The 20,488-nt window shown below is 66.4% G+C and carries 23 protein-coding genes; 19 read left to right on the forward strand and 4 right to left on the reverse strand.

The window, feature by feature from the left end; translation table 11 throughout:
* Positions 1-40: 40 nt before the first annotated feature.
* The 16 genes from NA10_RS06785 to NA10_RS06855 all read left to right on the forward strand — a co-directional run bounded on the left by NA10_RS06785 (position 41) and on the right by NA10_RS06855 (position 14,266).
* On the forward strand, positions 41-1,480 hold the full coding sequence (locus NA10_RS06785) for an NCS2 family permease (RefSeq protein ID WP_067564716.1): 1,440 nt from the start codon (positions 41-43) through the stop codon (positions 1,478-1,480).
* A gap of 1 nt (position 1,481) precedes the next feature.
* Positions 1,482-2,588: an XdhC family protein gene (locus NA10_RS06790; protein WP_067564718.1), complete on the forward strand. Its 1,107-nt coding sequence runs from the start codon at positions 1,482-1,484 to the stop codon at positions 2,586-2,588.
* 23 nt (positions 2,589-2,611) lie between these two features.
* Entirely contained in the window at positions 2,612-2,854 is a 243-nt protein-coding gene (locus NA10_RS06795) for a hypothetical protein (RefSeq protein ID WP_067564913.1), read from the forward strand.
* The gene (locus tag NA10_RS06800) at positions 2,847-3,236 is read left to right on the forward strand and encodes a helix-turn-helix domain-containing protein (RefSeq protein WP_067564720.1); all 390 of its coding nucleotides are present in this window, start codon (positions 2,847-2,849) and stop codon (positions 3,234-3,236) included. Before NA10_RS06795 ends, NA10_RS06800 begins: the two co-directional genes overlap by 8 nt.
* A 194-nt stretch (positions 3,237-3,430) precedes the next feature.
* Entirely contained in the window at positions 3,431-3,943 is a 513-nt protein-coding gene (uraD, locus tag NA10_RS06805) for a 2-oxo-4-hydroxy-4-carboxy-5-ureidoimidazoline decarboxylase (RefSeq protein WP_067564914.1), read from the forward strand.
* On the forward strand, positions 3,940-4,275 hold the full coding sequence (uraH, locus tag NA10_RS06810; protein WP_067564722.1) for a hydroxyisourate hydrolase: 336 nt from the start codon (positions 3,940-3,942) through the stop codon (positions 4,273-4,275). Before uraD ends, uraH begins: the two co-directional genes overlap by 4 nt.
* Positions 4,276-4,281: 6 nt before the next feature.
* Entirely contained in the window at positions 4,282-5,187 is a 906-nt protein-coding gene (pucL, locus tag NA10_RS06815) for a factor-independent urate hydroxylase (protein ID WP_067564724.1), read from the forward strand.
* An 18-nt stretch (positions 5,188-5,205) separates the two neighbouring features.
* Positions 5,206-6,603 carry a nucleobase:cation symporter-2 family protein gene (locus NA10_RS06820; protein WP_084514373.1) on the forward strand — a complete coding sequence of 466 codons (1,398 nt, stop codon included), beginning with the start codon at positions 5,206-5,208 and terminating at the stop codon, positions 6,601-6,603.
* 128 nt (positions 6,604-6,731) lie between these two features.
* A complete protein-coding gene (locus tag NA10_RS06825; RefSeq protein WP_067564726.1) occupies positions 6,732-7,112 on the forward strand; it encodes an allophanate hydrolase-related protein in 381 nt (126 codons plus the stop codon).
* Positions 7,109-7,906: a hydroxypyruvate isomerase family protein gene (locus NA10_RS06830; RefSeq protein WP_067564728.1), complete on the forward strand. Its 798-nt coding sequence runs from the start codon at positions 7,109-7,111 to the stop codon at positions 7,904-7,906. The genes NA10_RS06825 and NA10_RS06830 overlap by 4 nt, the downstream gene beginning before the upstream one ends.
* On the forward strand, positions 7,903-8,832 hold the full coding sequence (locus NA10_RS06835) for an NAD(P)-dependent oxidoreductase (RefSeq protein ID WP_084514374.1): 930 nt from the start codon (positions 7,903-7,905) through the stop codon (positions 8,830-8,832). The genes NA10_RS06830 and NA10_RS06835 overlap by 4 nt, the downstream gene beginning before the upstream one ends.
* On the forward strand, positions 8,829-9,008 hold the full coding sequence (locus tag NA10_RS36470; protein WP_157556145.1) for a hypothetical protein: 180 nt from the start codon (positions 8,829-8,831) through the stop codon (positions 9,006-9,008). Before NA10_RS06835 ends, NA10_RS36470 begins: the two co-directional genes overlap by 4 nt.
* Before the next feature lies 1 nt (position 9,009).
* Positions 9,010-10,812, forward strand: a complete 1,803-nt coding sequence (gcl, locus tag NA10_RS06840) for a glyoxylate carboligase (RefSeq protein ID WP_067564730.1) — start codon at positions 9,010-9,012, stop codon at positions 10,810-10,812.
* Positions 10,809-11,984, forward strand: a complete 1,176-nt coding sequence (locus NA10_RS06845; RefSeq protein WP_245677069.1) for a glycerate kinase — start codon at positions 10,809-10,811, stop codon at positions 11,982-11,984. Before gcl ends, NA10_RS06845 begins: the two co-directional genes overlap by 4 nt.
* Before the next feature lie 31 nt (positions 11,985-12,015).
* Entirely contained in the window at positions 12,016-13,038 is a 1,023-nt protein-coding gene (gene alc, locus NA10_RS06850; RefSeq protein ID WP_067564732.1) for an allantoicase, read from the forward strand.
* Between the two features lie 85 nt (positions 13,039-13,123).
* Positions 13,124-14,266 carry a N(5)-(carboxyethyl)ornithine synthase gene (locus tag NA10_RS06855; RefSeq protein ID WP_067564734.1) on the forward strand — a complete coding sequence of 381 codons (1,143 nt, stop codon included), beginning with the start codon at positions 13,124-13,126 and terminating at the stop codon, positions 14,264-14,266.
* 24 nt (positions 14,267-14,290) lie between these two features.
* Here the strand turns inward: NA10_RS06855 and NA10_RS06860 are convergent, their stop codons facing one another.
* Positions 14,291-15,388 carry a lycopene cyclase family protein gene (locus NA10_RS06860; RefSeq protein ID WP_444980057.1) on the reverse strand — a complete coding sequence of 366 codons (1,098 nt, stop codon included), beginning with the start codon at positions 15,386-15,388 and terminating at the stop codon, positions 14,291-14,293.
* Positions 15,389-15,478: 90 nt separating this feature from the next.
* Between NA10_RS06860 and NA10_RS06865 the strand changes: the two genes are divergently transcribed.
* Positions 15,479-16,420 carry a hypothetical protein gene (locus tag NA10_RS06865; RefSeq protein WP_067564738.1) on the forward strand — a complete coding sequence of 314 codons (942 nt, stop codon included), beginning with the start codon at positions 15,479-15,481 and terminating at the stop codon, positions 16,418-16,420.
* A gap of 55 nt (positions 16,421-16,475) precedes the next feature.
* On the opposite strand, the gene NA10_RS06870 is transcribed toward NA10_RS06865, so the two are convergent.
* Both NA10_RS06870 and NA10_RS06875 read right to left on the reverse strand, forming a co-directional pair.
* Positions 16,476-17,240 carry an SDR family oxidoreductase gene (locus NA10_RS06870; protein WP_067564740.1) on the reverse strand — a complete coding sequence of 255 codons (765 nt, stop codon included), beginning with the start codon at positions 17,238-17,240 and terminating at the stop codon, positions 16,476-16,478.
* A gap of 108 nt (positions 17,241-17,348) precedes the next feature.
* The gene (locus NA10_RS06875; protein ID WP_067564742.1) at positions 17,349-17,903 is read right to left on the reverse strand and encodes a hypothetical protein; all 555 of its coding nucleotides are present in this window, start codon (positions 17,901-17,903) and stop codon (positions 17,349-17,351) included.
* Between the two features lie 707 nt (positions 17,904-18,610).
* Between NA10_RS06875 and NA10_RS06880 the strand changes: the two genes are divergently transcribed.
* Positions 18,611-19,180 carry a flavoprotein gene (locus tag NA10_RS06880; protein WP_067564743.1) on the forward strand — a complete coding sequence of 190 codons (570 nt, stop codon included), beginning with the start codon at positions 18,611-18,613 and terminating at the stop codon, positions 19,178-19,180.
* 424 nt (positions 19,181-19,604) lie between these two features.
* Positions 19,605-19,802: a hypothetical protein gene (locus tag NA10_RS06885; protein WP_067564745.1), complete on the forward strand. Its 198-nt coding sequence runs from the start codon at positions 19,605-19,607 to the stop codon at positions 19,800-19,802.
* Between the two features lie 28 nt (positions 19,803-19,830).
* On the opposite strand, the gene NA10_RS06890 is transcribed toward NA10_RS06885, so the two are convergent.
* Entirely contained in the window at positions 19,831-20,274 is a 444-nt protein-coding gene (locus NA10_RS06890; RefSeq protein WP_067564747.1) for a VOC family protein, read from the reverse strand.
* Positions 20,275-20,488 lie beyond the last annotated feature (214 nt).

Here is a 20,488-nt window from a genome sequence, read left to right on the forward strand (position 1 = left end):
CCCGGACCGTAGGTCGGCTACGCCCTTAGGAGGGCATGCCATGACCCAAATCCAAGACCCGACCCCCACCACCACACTCGCCGGGGGTTCGGCACTCGACCGGTTCTTCAAGTTGAGTGAACGCCGCACGACCATCTCGCGCGAAATCCGTGGCGGAATCACCACATTCGTCGCCATGGCCTACGTTATCCTGCTTGTCCCGCTCATCCTCGGCGGGGTCACCGATATCGACGGCAACCATCTCAGCATCGCTCAGCTCACCACGGCCACCGCGTTCTCGGCCGGACTCTCCACAGTCCTCATGGGCCTGGTCGGCAACGTACCACTCGCTCTCGCAGCGGGCCTCGGGGTGGTCCCGGTGGTCGCCTTCCAGGCGGCCCCGCATATGACCTGGCCCCAGACCATGGGCCTGGTCGTCCTGATGGGCGTGATCATTGTGATCATGGCCGCCACCGGCCTGCGCACCATGATCATCAATGCCATTCCGGTGGCGCTCAAGAACGCCATCGGCGTCGGCATCGGCATGTTCATCGCCATGATCGGCCTGGTCTCCTCCGGGGTCGTCGGGCACGGTTCGGCCGGTGGGCCGCCGGTCACGCTCGGCGTGGACGGACACCTACAGGGTTGGCCCGTGGTCGTTTTCGCCTTCGGCCTACTGCTCATGCTCGCGCTGTACATCCGCAAGGTGCCCGGTGCGATCCTGATCAGCATCGCCCTGTCGACGCTGCTCGCGATTGTGATCAACGCCATCGCGGATATCGATCCCAAGGCGTGGGGGACCGTCGTTCCCCAGCGGCCCGACTCCCTGTTCGCCACACCGGATTTCGGCCTCATGTTCAATATCGATCTGGTCGGCGGCTTCGCCCGCGCCGGTGGCCTGGTGGCGAGCGTGGTGCTGTTCACGCTGGTGCTGACCGGCTTCTTCGATGCCATGGGAACGGTTTTCGGCGTCTGTGACGAAGCCGAGCTGCTGGATGAGAAGGGCACCGTGCCCGGTATCGGCAAGATCCTCACCGTCGACGGTGTCGCCCAGATCATCGGCGGCGTCAGCGGTGGGGCGGGCAGTACGGTCTATGTGGAATCCGCGACGGGCGTCGGTGAGGGCGCACGTACCGGACTCACCAGCGTGGTCACCGGCGGATTGTTCTGTGCGGCGGTCTTCTTCACCCCGCTGGCCGCGGTGGTGCCGATCCAGGCCGCGGCGCCGGCCCTGGTGCTGGTCGGCGCGCTCATGATGACCCAGGCCCGCAAGATCGACTGGAACGATCTGGAGATCGCGGTCCCGGCCTTCGTGACCATCGCGCTCATGCCCTTCACCTACTCCATCACCAATGGCGTCGGCGCGGGCCTGATCTGCTACGCGGTGATCAAGCTCGCCCGCGGCAAATTCCGTGAGATCCATTGGCTGGTAGGCGTGGTCAGCGTGGTGTTCGCCGCCTACTTCGGAATCAACGCCCTCGAATCGGTCCTGGGAGGCTGATATGCGCGACATCGCGGCACAACTCTTGGAATGGCATGCGGCGCAACAGGATTACGCCGTAGCCTCGATCATCGGAATCGGCGGCAGTGCGCCCCGGCCGGTGGGCGCGGCGCTGGCGGTGAACTCCGGCGGCGTGGTCGTCGGCAGCATCTCCGGCGGTTGCGTGGAGGGCGCGGTCTACGAGCTGTGCCGCGAGTCGTTGCGCACCGGGGAAATTCAGCGGGAAACCTTCGGCTACAGCGATTCTGACGCCTTCGCGGTCGGATTGACCTGCGGCGGCACGATCGAAGTCTTCGTACAACCGGTCACCGCGGCCAATCGCGCTGCCTTCCAAGCGTTTCTGAGCTCCGAAGAGCCGGTCGCACTGGTCCGTGACCTGAATTCCGGGGCCGCCATGGCTCTGGGCTCGTGGTGGACCGTCGGCGCGGGTTTCGACGAGACCGTGCTCGCCGAGGGGCGCGCCATGATCGACACCGGCGCGACCGGTGTCCGCACCCTGGGGTGCGATGACGCCGAAACCACCGTCTTCGTGGAGTCCGAGGTACCGGCCCCGCGCATGATCATCTTCGGCGCAATCGATTTCGCCGCCGCGGTCGCGCGCATCGGCAAATTCCTCGGCTATCACGTCACCGTCTGCGATGCCCGGCCCATTTTCGCCACCCCCGCGCGCTTTCCCGAAGCCGATGAGGTGGTGGTGGATTGGCCGGACCGCTACCTGGCCGGTACCCACGTCGATGCCCGCACCGTGCTGTGCGTGCTCACCCACGACGCCAAATTCGATGTGCCACTGCTGGAAGTGGCCCTACGCCTGCCGGTGGCCTTCGTGGGCGCGATGGGATCGCGGCGCACCCACGACGACCGGCTCGAGCGCCTGCGGGCCATCGGCATGCCCGAGACCGAACTGGCCCGGCTGCGTTCGCCGATCGGACTGGATCTGGGCGGCCGCACGCCGGAGGAGACCGCCGTCTCCATCGCCGCCGAGATCGTGGCCGTGCGCCGCGGCGGCTCCGGCGTCCCGCTCGGGGCCAGCGGTGCGCCCATCCACCGTGACACCGTGCCGGTGCCCGAGGTCGAGGTGCCGAACGCACTGCAATTCACCGCCGGGTGAGGTTCGTCAGTAGCCTGTTCGCCATGCGGCTGCGCGCGGAATTCACCACCGAACCCTTCGACGGCGAGGGCGATCCCCCGCCGCATGCCACCGAAACCTTCGCCGCCCTCGAAAAGCTCGGGTTGACATGCGAATTCGGTCCGCTGGGCAGTTCGGTGGCGGGACCCGGCGCGGTACTGCTGCCCGCGCTCCAGGAGATGCTCGGGGTGGCTTTCGCCAATGGCGCGTCCCGGGTGACATTGCAGGTGGAGCGGGACGATGAGTGAGCGCGCCGCACCGGATGTCACGCACCCGGTGCTGGTGACGCTGGCCCCGCTGCTGGAGCGGGTGGGCGGCAGGCTGATTCCGGCCGCGGCGGGTTTGCCCGATGATGTCCCGCTGGTCTGGGAGGGCGAAACGCTGGCCTGTGTGCGCCTCACGCCCGCCGATGCCGAACCGGCGGACGGGATTCGGGGACTGCTGAGCGAGGTGGCGGCGGAGTTCGGTGCGCCGCTGACGGAGCTGCCGCGCGCCGAGAAACAGCGCGCGGTGCGCCTGCTCGAGGAGCGCGGGGCGTTCAGCTACCGCAAATCCGCCGAGACGGTCGCCGAGGCGCTGGGCGTCACCCGTTTCACGGTCTACAACTACCTCAACCGAACCCGCTCCTGACCGGCCGGAGTCACGGTAGGAACCTTTGAAACCCGCTGCAATGCAGCGGGTTTCGTCGTTTCCGCGCAGGTCGCGGATGACGGGTGTGTACTACGTTTCAACCAATTTCAACAATCTGTTGACGACATGGCGTGACCCGTGCCACTATTTCGTAGGACGGAATATGACTTCCGTAATGCGAGAAAGTGCTGTTTATGGTCACGGTCGAAGAGTTCAACGAGTGGGAGCGCGAACGGCTGCGGCCCGCCCTGCTCGAATGCTGCGATGTACCCGCCTGGGCCGACGCGTTGCTGCGGGCCCGGCCCTATCCGGATCTGGCCGCCCTGCTCGATGCCGCCGATCGCCTGGCCGCCGCCCTCGGACCCGAGGATGTCGAGCGCGCCCTGGCGGCGCACCCGCGCATCGGCGAGCGTCCCGAGGGCGCGGATCGCACGGCCGCCTGGTCCCGTCAGGAGCAGTCCGGGGTGGCCGCCGACGCGGAGACCGCCGCGGCGCTGCATTCGGCGAATCGCCTGTACGAGAAGCGATTCGGCCGTGTCTTCCTGATCTGCGCCACCGGGCTGTCCACCTCGGACATTCTGACCGCGGTCATGCTGCGCCTGGGCAATGACCCGGCCACCGAGGCGACGGTGGTCGCCACCGAACTGCGTAAGATCGCCCGCCTGCGCCTGCAACGCGTGATCGTGGAATCGGGCCGGGCCGCATGAGCGCCGTCACCACGCACGTGCTCGACACCGCCCTGGGTCGTCCCGCCGCCGGAGTTCGCGTCCGGCTCGAACGACTCGACGCCGCCTCCCCGGCACTGCTCGCCACCGGGGTCACCGACACCGACGGCCGCATTACCGAGCTCGGCCCGGATCATCTCGAATCCGCGTGCCACCGACTCGTTTTCGATGTCGCCGCCTACGCCTCGGCCACCGGGCAGGACTACTTCCTGACCGCCGTCGACATCAGCTTCAGCCCCACCGGCGGCCGCGCGCACTATCACGTGCCGCTGCTGCTGAGCCCCTTCGCGTGTACCGCCTATCGAGGAAGTTGAGTACCTATGGCCATCCAGCTGGGACAGAATCAGTACGGCAAGGCCGAGAGTCGCGTGGTGCGCGTCTACCGCGACAGCGCCCGGCACACCATCCGGGACCTCAACGTCTCCTCGGCGTTGCGCGGGCGCTTCGAGGATGCGCACATCACCGGCGATCAGGGTGACGTCCTGCCCACCGATACGCAGAAGAACACCGCCTTCTCCTTCGCCAAGGAGAAGGGCATCGACGCCATCGAGGATTTCGGGCTCATCCTCGCCGATCACTTCATCTCCCGCTGCCCGGGCGCGGACGGTGCGCGCATCGAGATCGAGGAGTACGCCTGGGACCGGATTCCGGTCGACGGTGCGGGACATGACTTCTCGTTCGTGCAGGCGGGCGGGGGAGTGCGCACCGTCGTGATCAATATGGACGGCCACGGCGAAGACCGCCGCACCCATGTGGTGACCGGTATCCGGGATCTGGTGCTGCTCAAATCCACCGGCTCGGAGTTCCACGGCTTCTTCGAGGACAAGTACACGACGCTGCAACCCACCAAGGATCGCGTCATGGCGACCTCGCTGGTGGCGCGCTGGCGGTATGACCGCACCGATGTGGACTGGGACAGGTCGTTCGCCTCCATCCGCGCGACCCTGCTGCGGCAGTTCGCGGTGGTGCATTCGATGGCCCTGCAGCAGACCCTCTACAGCATGGGACGCGCTGTGCTGGAACAGCATCGGGAAGTCGCCGAGATCAAATTCTCCGCGCCCAACAAGCATCACTTCCTGGTCGACCTGAGCCCGTTCCACGTGGAGAACAACGGTGAGGTGTTCATCGCCGCCGATCGGCCCTACGGCCTGATCGAGGCGAGCCTGCATCGCGATGACGCCGTTCCCGCGGGCAATGCCTGGCTCGGCGTACCGGGATTCTGTTGAGGAGAGGCGGGCGAGTCCATGAAACTGCAAGGACGACAACGACATCCGGGGCCCGAGGATGAGCGGTATCCGCTGCCCAAGCTGGTGGCGTACGGGACCCAGCACATTCTCACCATGTACGGCGGGGTCATCGCGCCACCGCTCATCGTGGGCGGCGCGGCCGGACTCTCGGGCGGTGACATCGCGCTACTGGTGACCGCGGGACTGTTCGTCTCCGGTGCGGCGACCCTGCTCCAGACGCTCGGCCTGGGCCGGGTGGGCAGCAGATTGCCCATCGTGCAAGGCATTTCGTTCGCCAGCGTCTCGACCATGGTGACCATCGCCAATGCCGACGGCCTGCGGGCGGTGTACGGCGCGATCATTGTCGCCGGGCTCATCGGGCTGGTGCTCTCCAGCTTCTTCGCCAAGCTGGTGCGATTGTTCCCCGCCGTGGTCACCGGCACCATCATCACGGTCATCGGGCTCTCGCTCATGCCCGTCGCGCTCAAGTGGGCGATGGGCAATGACGCGCACAAATCGGATTACGGGTCGATGGGCAATATCGGATTCGCGGGTCTGACCCTGCTGATCATCCTGGTGATCAGCAGGGTGTTCCAGGGCGCGATATCGCGATTGTCGATTCTGATCGGCCTGGTGGCCGGCACCGTGATCGCCGCCATTGCGGGCCGGACCGATTTCTCCGAGGTCGGGCGGGCCGAGCTGATCGCCCTGCCCGAGTTCTTTCCCTCGGGCGCACCCACTTTCGAGGTCGGGGCCATCATCTCGATGACCATCGTGATCCTGGTGATCATGACCGAGACCACCGCCGATATTCTCGCCATCGGTGAGATCGTCGGCACCGAAGTGGATTCGGGTCGGGTGGCGGACGGTCTGCGCGCCGATATGGCGTCCACCGCGATAGCGCCCGTATTCGGGGCCTTCCCGTGCAGCGCCTTCGCGCAGAATGTCGGGCTGGTCGCGCTGACCGGGATCAAGAGTCGATTCGTCGTGGCCACGGGTGGACTGGTCCTACTGGTACTGGGCCTGGTTCCGGTGATCGGCGCGGTCGTGGCCGGGATACCGTCACCGGTACTCGGCGGCGCGGCCGTCGTACTGTTCGGATCCGTTGCGGCAAGCGGGATTCGGACCCTCGCCAGGGTGCAATTCCATGACAACCTGAATATGCTCATTGTGGCCGTGGCGATTGCCGCCGGACTCATTCCCATTGCGGCGCCGACATTCTGGGACGCGTTCCCGGAATCGTTCGCGGTGATCATGCATTCGGGTATCAGCGCGACCGCCATCGTGGCGATCCTGCTCAATCTGCTCTTCAACGAATTGACCATCGGCAATCGCTCCGGCGCCTCGGTCTTCACCGCCGCGCAGGACGAACGCGACGGTTTCGGCGAGCGCATCGACGACGACATCCGCGACTGATCGACACGGGCTGGATGAACCTACGAAATCCCGCCCCGAACGATTCCGACCATTGTGCTCATCACGGCTTACGAATCCGCTGTGACGGCCGACATAATTTCGACCAACGGGGGAGGAAGGACCATATTATGCCCCTCATTTTCCTGAACGGCGGCGCCATGCGCGGCGGTCCGCTGAATCACCTGCTCGCGGGCGCACCGTTCGCCGGCGAGGTGACCACCGCACCGCAGTACCGGTTCTATTCGGTCGGCGATCGCTTCCCGGGACTGCATCCGGTCTCCGACGGCGGTGCGCATGTCAGCGGTGAATTATTTGATGTGTCTATGGATGTGCTGCGCACCAGCCTGCTGCCGGCCGAACCGCCGGAGCTCGAACTCGGCGTGATCGAACTCGATGACAAGCGTTCGGTGCTCTCCATGGTGCTGCGCCGCCCACCCGTCTCCTATCCGCAGCTGATCGACATCACCGAATTCGGCAGCTGGACGACCTATCGCGAAGGAATTCGATGAAATACACCTCCGGGGGCGCGCTCCGGAAATTCGACGTCAATTGCTCGATTCTCTTCACCGACCTTCCGCTGCTGGAACGGCCCGCCGCCGCCAAGGCCGCCGGATTCGACGCGGTGGAATTCTGGTGGCCGTTCGGCGAGGATCCGACACCCGCCGACGCGGATATCGATGCCTTCGTCTCCTCGATCGAGGACGCGGGCGTGCAACTGGTCGGGCTGAACTTCATCGACCTGATTCCCGCCGGGCGTGGCCTGGTGTCGATTCCGGGACAGGAGACCCGATTCCGGGACAATATCGAGGTCGCGGTCGGGATTGCCGAGCGCACCGGATGCCGGGCGCTGAACGCGCTGTACGGCAACCGGATTGCCGCGGAGGACGCGGAGAAGCAGGACGAACTCGCCCTGGAGAACCTGCGACTGGCCGCCACCGCGGCGCGGCGCATCGGTGCGACCGTACTGCTCGAAGCGCTCAATGCCTATGAGTCGCAGGACTATCCGATCGTCTCCGCCGCCCATGCCGTCCGCATTATCGAGCAGGTCGGGGAGCCGAATCTGCGGTTCCTCTGCGACCTCTACCACCTGGCCCGCATGGGCGAGAACCTCGCCGGGGTGATCGACGGCTACGGCGGCTACTTCGGCCACGTGCAGATTGCCGACACACCCGGCCGCGGCCGTCCCGGCACCGGTGCGCTGGACTTCGAGGAGCTCTTCGGGAAGCTCGACGCCGCCGGATACGACGGCTGGATCGGCCTGGAATACAAAGACCCCGAACTGGATTGGGAGTGGATCAAATGAGTGAAGCATCGCGCAGCGATTCCGTGACGGGCGGCGGTCGGGCGACGGGCGGGCGCACCATCGGATTCGTTGGACTCGGCATCATGGGCGGCCCGATGGCCGCACACCTGGTCGCGGCCGGGCACGAGGTCACCGGGTACGACCACAGCTCCGCGGCGGTCGACCGCTTCACCGCGGCCGGTGGCAGGGCGGGCGCGAATGCCGCGGAGACGGTGCGCGACAAGGACATTGTCATCACCATGCTGCCGCAGGACGAGCATGTGGAGTCGGTCTTCGCCGAGGTGCTCGAGCACGCCGCCACCGGCACGCTCTACATCGACTTCTCCACCATCACCCCGCGCACCGCCGAGTGGACCGCCACCGAGGGCGCGAAGAAGGGGCTGCGCGTCCTGGACGCCCCCGTCAGCGGCGGCGAGCCCGGCGCGAAGAACGCCGCGCTGTCCATCATGGTCGGCGGCTCGCGCGATGACTTCGAGTCCGCCCGAGCGGTTTTCGAGGCCGTCGGCAAGACCATCGCCCTGGTGGGGCCGAACGGCGCCGGTCAGGTCGTCAAGGCCGCCAACCAGCTCGTGGTCGGCGGCACCTACGCTCTGATCGCCGAGGCCATCCTGCTCATGGAGAACCTGGGCGCGAACGCCGAGGCGGGACTGGATGTGCTCGCCGGCGGTCTCGCGGGCAGCAAGATCCTGGAGCTGAAGCGAAAGACCATGCTGGAGCGCAGTTTCCAGCCCGGCTTCCGCATCGACCTGCATCACAAGGATATGGGCATCATTCTGGCCGCCGCGCGCCAAGCCGAGGTCGCCATTCCCATGGGCGCGCTCACCGCGCAACTCATCGCCGCCGCCCGCGCCATGGGCCACGGTTCCCTGGACCACTCCGCGCTGCTGCTGGTCGCCGAGGCGCTCTCGGGCAAGGGCCAGGCGTGACGGCGCGAACCCTGCGCACCGGGCACGGACCACGTATGGCGGGTGGACACGGCATCTGCGCCATCGGCGTACCCGCGGGCTGGGTGGTGCACGAGTGCACCGTGCAGCCGCGCAATGCGCCGATGTCCGTCGTATCGACCGGTCGGCCACTGACCCTGATCCGAAAGGGGATCTGATATGACTCGTATGCGGGCCGTGGACGCCGCGGTACTCATTCTCGAAAAAGAAGGCGCGACACAGGCTTTCGGCCTGCCCGGCGCGGCCATCAATCCGTTCTACAGTGCCATGCGGGCGCACGGCGGGATCAAGCATATTCTCGCCCGGCACGTGGAGGCAGCCTCGCATATGGCCGAGGGCTTCACTCGCGCCGCACCCGGCAATATCGGCATCTGCATCGGCACCTCCGGCCCCGCCGGGACCGATATGATCACCGGGTTGTATTCGGCGAGTGCGGATTCCATTCCGATTCTGTGCATTACCGGGCAGGCCCCGGTGTCCAAGCTGCACAAGGAGGATTTCCAGGCGGTCGATATCGCCTCGATCGCCGCACCGGTGAGCAAGTGGGCCGTGACCGTGCTGGAGCCCGCGCAGGTGCCCGGTTCGTTCCAGAAGGCGTTCCAGCTCATGCGTTCCGGGCGTCCGGGGCCGGTGCTGATCGATCTGCCGATCGACGTGCAGCTGGCCGAGATCGAATTCGATATCGAGACCTATACGCCCCTGGAAGTGCAGCGGCCCGCCGCCACCCGCGCGCAGGCCGAGAAGGCCATCGCCATGCTCAATGCCGCCGAACGGCCGTTGATCGTGGCGGGCGGTGGCATCGTGAATGCCGACGCCGCGGATCTGCTGGTCGAATTCGCCGAGCTGACCGGCATTCCCGTGGTGCCGACCCTGATGGGCTGGGGCACCATTGCCGATGATCATCCGCTGCACGCGGGCATGGTCGGCTTGCAGACCTCGCACCGGTACGGCAATGCCACCATGCTGGAGGCGGATTTCGTTCTCGGTATCGGTAACCGGTGGGCCAATCGGCATACCGGTGGGATCGAAACCTATACGCGGGACCGTACTTTCGTGCACGTCGATATCGAGCCCACCCAGATCGGCCGCGTGTTCGCACCCGACTACGGCATCGTCTCCGATGCGGGCGCGGCGCTGGCCGAGTTCCTGGATGTGGCTCATGAGCTGAAGCTCACCGGTCAGCTGCGCGAGCGCGGCGACTGGGCCGCGACCTGCCGGGAGCGCAAGCGAACCCTGCTGCGCAAGACGCATTTCGACACCGTGCCGATCAAACCGCAGCGGGTGTACGAGGAGATGAACGCGGCATTCGGACCCGACGTCCGCTATGTCACCACCATCGGACTGTCGCAGATCCAGGCGGCGCAAATGCTGCACGTGTACAAGCCGCGGCACTGGATCAACGCGGGCCAGGCCGGGCCGCTCGGGTGGACCCTGCCCGCCGCCATCGGCGTGGCCACCGCCCTGCCGGACGAGACCGTCGTGGCGCTCTCGGGTGATTACGACTTCCAGTTCCTGATCGAGGAATTGGCCGTCGGCGCACAGTTCAACATCCCGTATGTGCATGTGGTGGTGAACAATTCGTACCTGGGGCTGATCCGCCAGGCCCAGCGCGCCTTCGATATGGACTACTACGTCCAGCTGTCGTTCGAGAACATCAACAGCCCGGAGGTCAACGGCTACGGCGTCGACCACCTCAAGGTCGCGGAAGGACTGGGCTGCAAGGCGATTCGCGTCACCGAACCCGACCGGATCGGCTCCGCCATGGCCGAGGCCAAACGCTTGATGGCCGAACACCGGGTGCCGGTGCTGGTCGAGGTCATTCTCGAACGCGTCACCAATGTGTCGATGGGTCTCGAAATCGACAGTATCAACGAGTTCGAGGAGCTCGCGGATTCGTTCGAGGACGCGCCGACCGCCATCGCGGCACAGCCCGAGTACGAAGCGGCCGGGAGCCCTTCGTGATTCACGCGCGCGGTGGTTCGGGGCGGGGCTGGCGGGACGGGCAGGTGATCGTCGCCCCGGACAAGTTCAAGGGCTCGCTGACCGCCGCGGAGGTGGCCGCGCACATTACGGCCGGACTGCGGCGCATTCGCCCGGAACTGCCCGTGGTCGCGGTCCCCGTTGCCGACGGCGGGGACGGAACCGTGGACGCGATGGTGGCCTCGGGCTTCGCGGGCCTGCAGACCGCCGTCACCGGGCCGGTCGGGAATCGAGTGGCCGCCTCGTTCGCCATGAGGGGCGAGACGGCCGTCATCGAACTCGCCGAAGCCTCCGGGCTGCGGCGACTGCCCGACCGGCCCACCCCGGCCACCGCGCGCACCGCCACCAGTGCGGGAACCGGAGAACTGATACGCACCGCGGTCACCCGCGGCGCACGGCGAATCGTCCTGGGGCTGGGCGGAAGTGCCTGCACCGACGGCGGTTCGGGCATGCTGAGCGCGCTCGGCGCGCGCTTGCTGGACGCCGACGGGGTCGAGCTGCCGCCGGGCGGCGCGGCGCTGGCGCACCTGGAACGCATCGATATCGGCGATATGCTGCGCGTCCCGGTGACGGTCGCCTCCGACGTGGACAACCCACTGTTGGGCGAGCGCGGTGCGGCCCATGTGTACGGGCCCCAAAAGGGCGCCGGCGCAGCGGATGTCGCGGCGCTCGAACGAGGACTGGCTCGGTTCGCCGAGATCGCGCGGCGCGATCTCGGCGTCGACCTGGCCGATCGGCCGGGCGCGGGTGCGGCGGGCGGCGTCGGATTCGCCGCCATCGCCTTCCTGGGCGCGCGCAGTGAGCCCGGCATCGAATTGATCCTGCGGCACCTGGATTTCGCGGAACGGGTGCAGGGGGCGCGACTGGTGATCACCGGTGAGGGCTGCCTGGATGAGCAGACCCTGCACGGTAAGGCCCCGATCGGCGTGGCCCGGGCCGCCGCCGCGGCCGGGGTTCCGGTGCTGGCCGTCGCGGGTCAGCGGTTGTTGACCCGGGATATGCTGCGCCGCTTCGGATTCGAGGACGCCTACGCACTCACCGATATCGAGCCCGATCCGCAGCGGTGCATCAGCCATGCCGGGCCGCTGCTGGAACAGCTCGCGGTGCGGATAGCCGAAACCCGCCTGGGCGATCTGCTGTCCCGAAACGCGTAGCGCCCGAATACATCTACTGAAAGAGGAAGCGATGTCGGACTTCACCAGCCTGCCGGACCTGGCGCTGCGCACCTACCGCGCGAGCGTGATCGCCGCCAGCGACGAATCCTTCGAAGAGCGCGAAAACCTCATCCAGCCCTGGGAACCGCGCTTCTCCGCCGAGACCTTCGGCACCAAGGGCCAGGAATACGACGGCTGGGAGACCCGCCGTCGCCGCAACGCACCCGGAAACGACTGGGCGATCGTACGACTGGGCATGCCCGGCGTCGTGCGCGGCGTGGTCATCGACACCGCCTGGTTCAAGGGCAACTACCCGCCGTTCGCCTCCGTCGACGCCTGCCGGGTATCGGGTTACCCCGGTGTGGCGGAACTGGATTCGGCCGACTGGGTCGAGATCGTGCCCAAGACCCCGCTCCAGGGCGACGCCAAACATGAGCTGCCCGTCGACAGCGAGCAGATCTTCACCCATGTGCGCCTGCATATGCATCCGGACGGCGGTATCGCCCGCTTCCGCGTGCACGGTGACGTGGTGCCGGATCCGGTCCTGCTGACCGGGCTCACCGTGGACCTGGCCGCGCTCGAGCATGGCGGTCGCGCCGTCGACTGCTCGAATCTGTTCTACTCGGGTGCGGACAATATGCTCGCGCCCGGGCTCGCGCGGAATCAGGCCGAGGGCTGGGAGACCGCCCGCCGCCGCGACGACGGCAATGATTGGGCTGTGATTCGCCTTGCCGCCCAAGGTGTTCCGGAGCTGATCGAGATCGACACCACCAACCTGGTGTTCAACTCGCCCGCCGAGGTGCGCCTGCTCGGCGTCGATCTGCCCACCGGCACACCGGTTCCCGCCGCCGACTCCCCGGCCTGGTTCGAACTGCTGCCCACGGTGGCGATCCAGCCCGACACCCCGCACCGCTTCCGCGTGCAGGGCGCGCGGCCGGCCACTCACGTGCGTCTCGATATCTACCCGGACGGCGGCATTGCCCGTCTCCGGCTGCTGGGCGCTCTCACCCCGGCGGGACTCGAGGCGCTCGTCACCCGCTGGGGTGCGGCCTGATCCGTACACCCACGCGCTCCGGCGGGTGAACGCGTCCGTGGCCGACCGCCTGATCAGCGGTCGGCCACACGTGTAGGCTCATTAGGTGAAGCAACTAACCATCGGTGTAGTTGCGACCTCCCGCAAAGAGGACGAGCACCGACTGGCGATCCACCCCGCACACCTCGACCGGATCGACCCGCCGCTTCGCGACCGCGTCTTTCTCGAACGCGGTTATGGGCAACGATTCGGCTATACCGACGAACAACTCGCGCCCTTGGTCGGCGGTCTGCGCTCGCGCGCGGAACTCCTCGCCGAATGCGATGTGCTGCTGCTGCCCAAACCACTGCCCGAAGACCTGGAGAATCTGCGCCCCGGACAGGTGGTGTGGGGGTGGCCGCACTGCGTGCAGGACGAGCGGATGACCCAGCTGGCCATCGATCGCGGGCTGACGCTGATCGCCTGGGAGGCAATGAATCACTGGACGAAGGAAGGCAACTTCAGCGTCCACGTCTTCCATAAGAACAATGAATTGGCCGGGTACTGCTCGGTTTTGCACGCTTTGCAGTTGCGCGGCTCCAGTGGGGACTACGGGCGGCGCATGCGGGCGGCCGTGATCAGCTTCGGGGCCACCGCGCGCGGGGCCGTGCGGGCGCTGTCGGCGCTCGGCGTCAGCGATGTCACGGTATTGACCCAGCGCAGTGTCTCCGCGGTGGCCGCGCCGTTCGCGTCGGTGCGCATGCAGCATTTCGCGCGGGATCCGGCGAATCCCGGTCGGACCCTGGCCTTGAAAGCGCCCGAGCCCGGGCCGCTGGCGGAGATGCTGGCCCAGTACGACATCGTGGTGAACTGCATTCTGCAGGACACCGAAGAGCCGCTCATGTTCGTGACGAACGACGATCTGAGCCTGTTCGCGCGCGGCACGCTGTTCATCGACGTCTCATGCGATGCCGGAATGGGATTCGAATGGGCGCGTCCGACATCGTTCGCGGATCCGATGTTCACCGTGGGCGAGGATCTGCACTATTACGGGGTCGACCACAGCCCGTCGTATCTGTGGAACTCCGCCACCTGGGAGAACTCCGAGGCGCTGCTGGAGTATCTGCCGATCGTCATGGCCGGATCCGATTCCTGGGACGGTTGTGAAACCATCAGGCGCGCAATCGAAATCCGTGAGGGGCGGGTGCAGAATCTGCGGATTCTCTCGTTCCAAGGGCGCGCGGCCGCCTATCCGTACGCCGTCGCGTGACGGATGAATCGGTGCGCCAACGGATTACCTGACGATTGCCGCCGCCAGCTTTCGGCGCAACCGCCACGGTAGCGCGGCGAAGAGCGCCGACATGGCGGCGGCGGTGCCGGGCAGATCATCGCGGCCGGACAGATAGGCGCGCTGCCGGGCGACCGGGAGGGCGAAGAAGGCGTCGAAGAAGAGCGGCAGGTCCTGCGGGGGGAGGGTCAGCAGGGCGCGTAATCCGGTCTGGCGCAGCCGGTTCACGGTGCGGGCCGCGGGCGTCCAGATCGAGTCGCCCAGGGCGACGCCGTCGGCTGTGCGCAGGGCCGCGGCGACGCTGTAGCCGGTGGCCGGATGGGTCAGCGCGCCCGCGGCTCCGAAGAATCCGGCGCGCGGCCGACCGCCCTCGACGGGGAAGCGGACGCGTTCGACTCGCTCCGTACCCGTGAGAGTGATTCCGCGAGAACGTAATCGGTGCATCAGACGGTCCTCGAGGGTGTGGGATTCCAGGGCCGGGCGACCGGCCAGGCAGGTCTCCTCGAGCAGAATCGTGTTGGCGCTCAACGGGATCGCGTAGAAAAAGGATCGCGGTTCGCCGGGGTCCGCGCCGTTGTCCGCTCGCCAGTCCATGAAGAGCGTATCGGGTTCGGCCCACTGCTCGCTGTCGATCACCACGCCGTACGCGGTCTGTTCGGCGAGCGCGGGGGAGCGGGGGATACCCCGGGCATCGACGACGCGCCCGCCGGGCAGCACTGCTCCCGAAGGCAGGCGCACCGAAGGCATATCGAGCGCGTGCGGGCCGGACCGCGACGGTGGGACGATCTCCGCGACCCGGTCGGTGATAATCGTGGCACCGGTCAGATCCAGCGAATCCTGGAGTGCGGCGGTATCGAAGACCACGTATTCGCGTTCCACTTCGATACGCCGTGTGGTCCACACCGCCGGACGCTCGACCACCGCCGCGAAGGTCCGCGACGGCACCCATTCGGGCAGCTCATCCGCCCAGGCCGCGTAGGTCGCGGTCCACCGATGCCCCGGTCGCGGGTCGATGACCGTCACCGACTGTCCCTGGGCCAGCGCGCGATGCGCCAGCGCCCGCCCGGCCGGACCCGCGCCGCAGACAATGAGATCGGAAGTCACACCTGATTGGATCATGATCGAGGACCGTCATACGCTTTCGTGACTGTCGCCGGGTCGGGAGGTTCCGGCGCACCGTGAAAGGTTGACTACATGACTTATCCACCCGGACCGCCGTCCGGACCCGGATTCGGTGGCGATCCGCAGGGGCAGGGCGGGCAAGAGCCCGAAAACCCCGCCTGGTGGGATCAGCCGTCGCAACCCGCGCAACCGCCGCAGCCCACCTGGGGGCAGCAGGACGATCCGAATTGGCAACAGCCCGCCGCGCATCCGGGCTGGCCCGGGCAGCAAGACCTGATCTGGCAACAGCCCGCCGCCCAGCCCGGATGGCCTGGGCAACAAGGCTATTCGCAGCCGCCGGGGTACGGGGCACCGCCGCCGCAGCGCTCCGATACCGGTCTGATCGTCGGCATCGCGCTCGCGGTGATCGCCATGCTCGCCGTCGGGGTCGGCGCGATCGTCGTCCTCACCGGTAAGGACAGCTCCGATCAGGCCGCGACAGTCACCACGACCACGGAGGCGCCGACCCTCACCGGCGCGACCACCACCCGCCCCACGACCACCACCAAGGCCGCTCCGGCCGGTGGGCGCTTCACCTACACCGAATACGGCCACGCATGGAACTTCCGGCTCGGCGATGTCGCGCTGCAGGCGGACTGGGTGGAGGGGCACGACTACGGCTCCTGCGCACCCATCGAAGAGGCGGCCAAATTCACCGGCCTCGGCTGCCGGTACGCGTCCGAATTGGTCTGGAAATCCGAGAACGGCGGTCTCATGCTGACCCAGTTCATCCTCACCATGAGCGATGCCGCCAAAGCCTCGGCCGCCGAAGGCCAATTCGACGACAACGACATCAAGCTCCCCGCGGGCAGCACCATCTCGCATTTCGAAACCGGTAAATGGCGGGACGGCAGCCAGTCGGAGTTCCTGGTGATCACCCTGGCGACGGCCGACACCACCGTCGATGAGCCCACCGTCGAGAAGTATCTGCGCTACCGGCACAGCGACACCCTCGGCGCGCTGATCTTCCGCTAGGCGCGGGCGTCCGCCCCGCATCGAATCACGATGCGGGGCGGACGTTTTCGTCTCCCTAGATGCCGCCCGTGGCGAGCAGGCCGCCGTCGACGCGAATCGTGGTCCCGGTGATCCATCCCGACTCGTCCGAGGCCAGAAAGCCGATCAACCCCGCCACATCCTCGGGCGAGCCCAGTCGCTTCATCGGATACACGGCCGCTGCCGCTTCCTCATCGGCCGAGTACAGCGCGTCCGCGAACTTGGTCTTGATAACCCCCGGAGCGACCGCATTGACCCTGATCTTCGGCCCCAGCTGCCAAGCCAACTCCTCGGTCAGCCGAATGAGCGCGGCCTTGGAAGCCCCGTAGGCGGCGATCACCCCGGTGGACCGCAACCCCGCGACACTGGCCACATTCACCACGGCCCCACCGTGCTCACCCATCCAAGCCCGGTACGCCTCCTGCACATACCCCAGCGCCGCAACGACATTCACATCGAAGATCTTGCGCACCGCATCCAGATCCGCCTCCATGAGCGACCCGTATACCGGATTGATCCCGGTATTGTTGATCAGCACATCCAACGACCCGAACTGCGCCACCGCAGCCGCAACCTGCTCCGCCCGAGCCCCGGCCTCCCCCGAATTCCCCGCTACCGCAAGAACTTTCCCGGCATACCCGAGTCCCCGCAACTGCTCCGCCGCCTCTTCGAGTGGCCCCTGCTTGCGCGCCGTCACCGCCACATTGGCACCCCGCCGCAAAAGCTCCGAAGCCACCGCGAACCCGATCCCCCGGCTCGCCCCGGTAACCAGCGCACTCTTCCCAACCAGTTCATCGCTCATGTGATGGCAGAGTACTTCAGTCCCGTCACGCGGCTGGATCCGCTCCTCGTCGGAGTTCGTTCCCGCCTTCGGTGGCGAATACGAGGTGAAGGACCGGCACCGGTGATCTCACGCCGCCGTCGCACTCGAGGGAGCGCTTGTCGGTCTGCGTTGCCAGCGGTTCACGACTCGGCCGATCGTTCTGACCAAGCGCGAGCGATGCCGGGCAAAGAGTTCATGATTACGGGTGGCCGGTTCGATTCTGCGGTTCGCGAGCATCTGGGAGACCGACTCACCCCGGTCGGTCAAGCGAAGCGCCCGGCAGTCGGAACGGCCTCCATGAATATCGTCCGTCAGGAGTCCGTGTGCGGCGATAAGGCCGAGCGTCGAGTGTAAATCTGCACGCTGCCCCGGAAAGAACCTCGTCAGCATTGCCATAGTGCAACCGGATTCGGATAGCAGGTCCAATATCTCGGTCACGTGCGGATGCCCTGCCAACTCCTGAAGCAACATCGTGTCGCCATCATTGCCGACCATTCCAACCATCTCCTCACGGCCCGCGCCCAACTCGGACTGGAAACCGAACTTAGCGCGTTCGAACGGTGAAATCCGCGGCGTTGATACTTCCTTGGCGTGGTCGGTGCCGTTTTTTGACGAGATCAGAACGGTCCGGTAGCGCCGCACCGCGCCTCATTAGCCGTGGGAGTAGCGGAGGCCGGCGCTGCCCCGCGAGAGACTCCCGGACCGGCAATATGCCGCCATGCTCAGAAGCTGTGCTTCGACTGCGACCCACACGGCCAACAGGCGGTCGTTCCCGCATGCGCGAAATGCGGAATAGGACAACTGAACTCGCGGACACCAAATCCCTCGGAGTTACCGTCCGGTCTGGGGTTGGATCAGACGGCAGTTCGGAAGAATGGGTTTTGTGCGCCGGCTCCTAGGACGAAGTTGAGAATCGCAAATATGCTGCCCTCGATCACAGACTCACCTGGCGCTGTCACCTTCTCGGCGGAAGCGTCTCCCGCCGTACCATCCCATATGGGGACGGTAGCGTCTGCCCCGACATCCATCGGGTCGCGATTCCGGTTGAGCTGCAGGATGGTACGACCGCGGTCACTCGGGCCGCGGCGATCCAATTGCCGCGCGGTGCGGCACCGAGTCGTACCGGGCACTACTTCATCGACCTGTCCCGGGCTTGGCTCCTGCATGGTGACCGTGCGAAGGCGTTCGGTTCGCTACAGCAGGCCCGCACGATCGCACCGCAGTTGACGCGCTATCACCCCCAGGTGCAGGAGACATTGCGAGCGCTGGCGGTCACCGATGCCCGATCCACGAAAACCCTTGCGGGCTTTGCCGCGTGGTGCGGGGTTCGAAGCTGACACGATGGACCCATGAACGAGCAAGGGACCCCTGTCCTCTACGCCATCGTCACCGGGTCACCGGCAGCGCGCGATGTCGGCAAGCTGGTCGACCTCGCCCAAACCGACGGCTGCGACGTGTGCGTCATCGCCTCGCCCGATGGCAAGCGTTTCATCAACGTTGATGCACTCGAGGCCAAAACCGGTCACCCGGTGCGGAGCCAGTACAAGGAGCCCGACGCGCCGGATGTCCTGCCGCCGGCGGACGCGATGATCGTCGCCCCGCTCACCTGTAACTCGCTGGCCAAGTGGGCAGTTGGGATCTCCGACACCCTTCCGCTCGGGTTATTGGTGGAAGCCGTCGGCAAGAAACTGCCCGTCGTGGCGATGCCGTTCTCGAACTACGCCCAAATCAGCTTCCCGGCACTGCAGCAGGCGATCCGCGGCCTGTCTGACTGGGGCGTCACCATGCTCGTGGGGGACGAGGTCTACAAGCAGCACGACCCCGGCACTGGAGAGAACTTCATTCACCTGTTCCCATGGGCTCTTGCCTGGCAGGCCGTGGCTGAACACCCTTGGCTGTCAATTGAATCCGGAGATTAAAGGCCGCTCGTGCCCCGATCAAGGACCATCCTCACGACCGTCCTGAATCCGGCGCACTCGGCGGTGCGGGCGAGTCGGACGTTGTACCGCGGGTGGCAGGGTGACCGACGGTAGCTCAGCGGCGTCGGGGCGCAGCGAAGTCCTCCGGGCCGCTGGGACTGCGGCCCGGAGGCGCTTGGAGGCGGCTGCGGGGCAATAGCTCATTCGCGCTTATCGACCGGCAGCTTGCGGTCGCAACTCCGAACCTATGATCTCGAAAACCATAGAATACGGCGCGAATACCGAGATTGGTGGCGCAGATCGACTGCGGGTCGGCACGGGAGGTCACAGATATCTTGAAAATAGCTGCGTAGCTTGGTCGGTCATGCAGAATGCGAGGCGAAACCGTTGGGCCGCGGCAGCGGCGACCTCGAGGGGGTATTCGGTGGACGACGATATTCTCGGATCGACCGTGCGCCAGTTGATCGGCGAGATCTTCACACGGTACGGATCGATCGACGCCTTCTGTGACTATCTGCGGGGCCTACTGGACGCGCCGACGTTGCCCTTGCCGATCGTGTCGGTACCCGCAGGCCGCGGCGGTCGGCACCGCCTCGAGGAACGGGTCGCGTGGCACCGGTAGCGCCAGGGTTCAAGCCGGGAGGGATTCCTCAGTCCTGAATGCGTTCGGCCAGTGAGACGATGATGCCCTCCGGGCCGCGAATATAGGCCATGCGCCATATGCCTTCGTATTCGCCGATGCCACCGACCATGCCGTAGCCCGCGGCGGCGGCATGGTCGACCGCGGCGCGCAGGTCATCGACCTGGAAGGCGACATTGCGCAGGCCGAGTTCGTTGGCGGGGGCGGTGGGGGAGCCGGGGAGATGGTCGGGGCGGGTGAAGCTGGAGAGTTCGAGGGTGGTTCCGCCGCCGGGAACCCGCAGCATGACGATTTCGGTGGCGGCGCCTTTCATTCCGACGACCGTGTCGAGGAATTCGCCCTCCACAGCCATCTTCTGATCGGCTTCCAGGCCGAGGCCGACGAAGAACGCTGTCACGGTGTCGAGGTCGGCGACGGTGATGCCGACATGGTCGAAGCGCTGTGCGAAGCCCATCTCCGGACCGTAACACCAACCGGTTCAAATGGTTTCGGACTTCGCTTGCACTCGCTTAGGTTGAGTGCTAAAAAATATCTCTGTCGGCGAACAGAGATTATCTGATCACCACCCTCGGGAACGGAGTGCTAAGGGAGCCCGCGATGACCACGATGACTACTACTGCCTCACCTACCGGCGTCCGGTCGTGGTGGGATGTCAGTCGGCCGGCCAT

Source organism: Nocardia acidivorans NBRC 108247, from assembly GCF_001625085.1.
Lineage (GTDB): Bacteria > Actinomycetota > Actinomycetes > Mycobacteriales > Mycobacteriaceae > Nocardia > Nocardia acidivorans.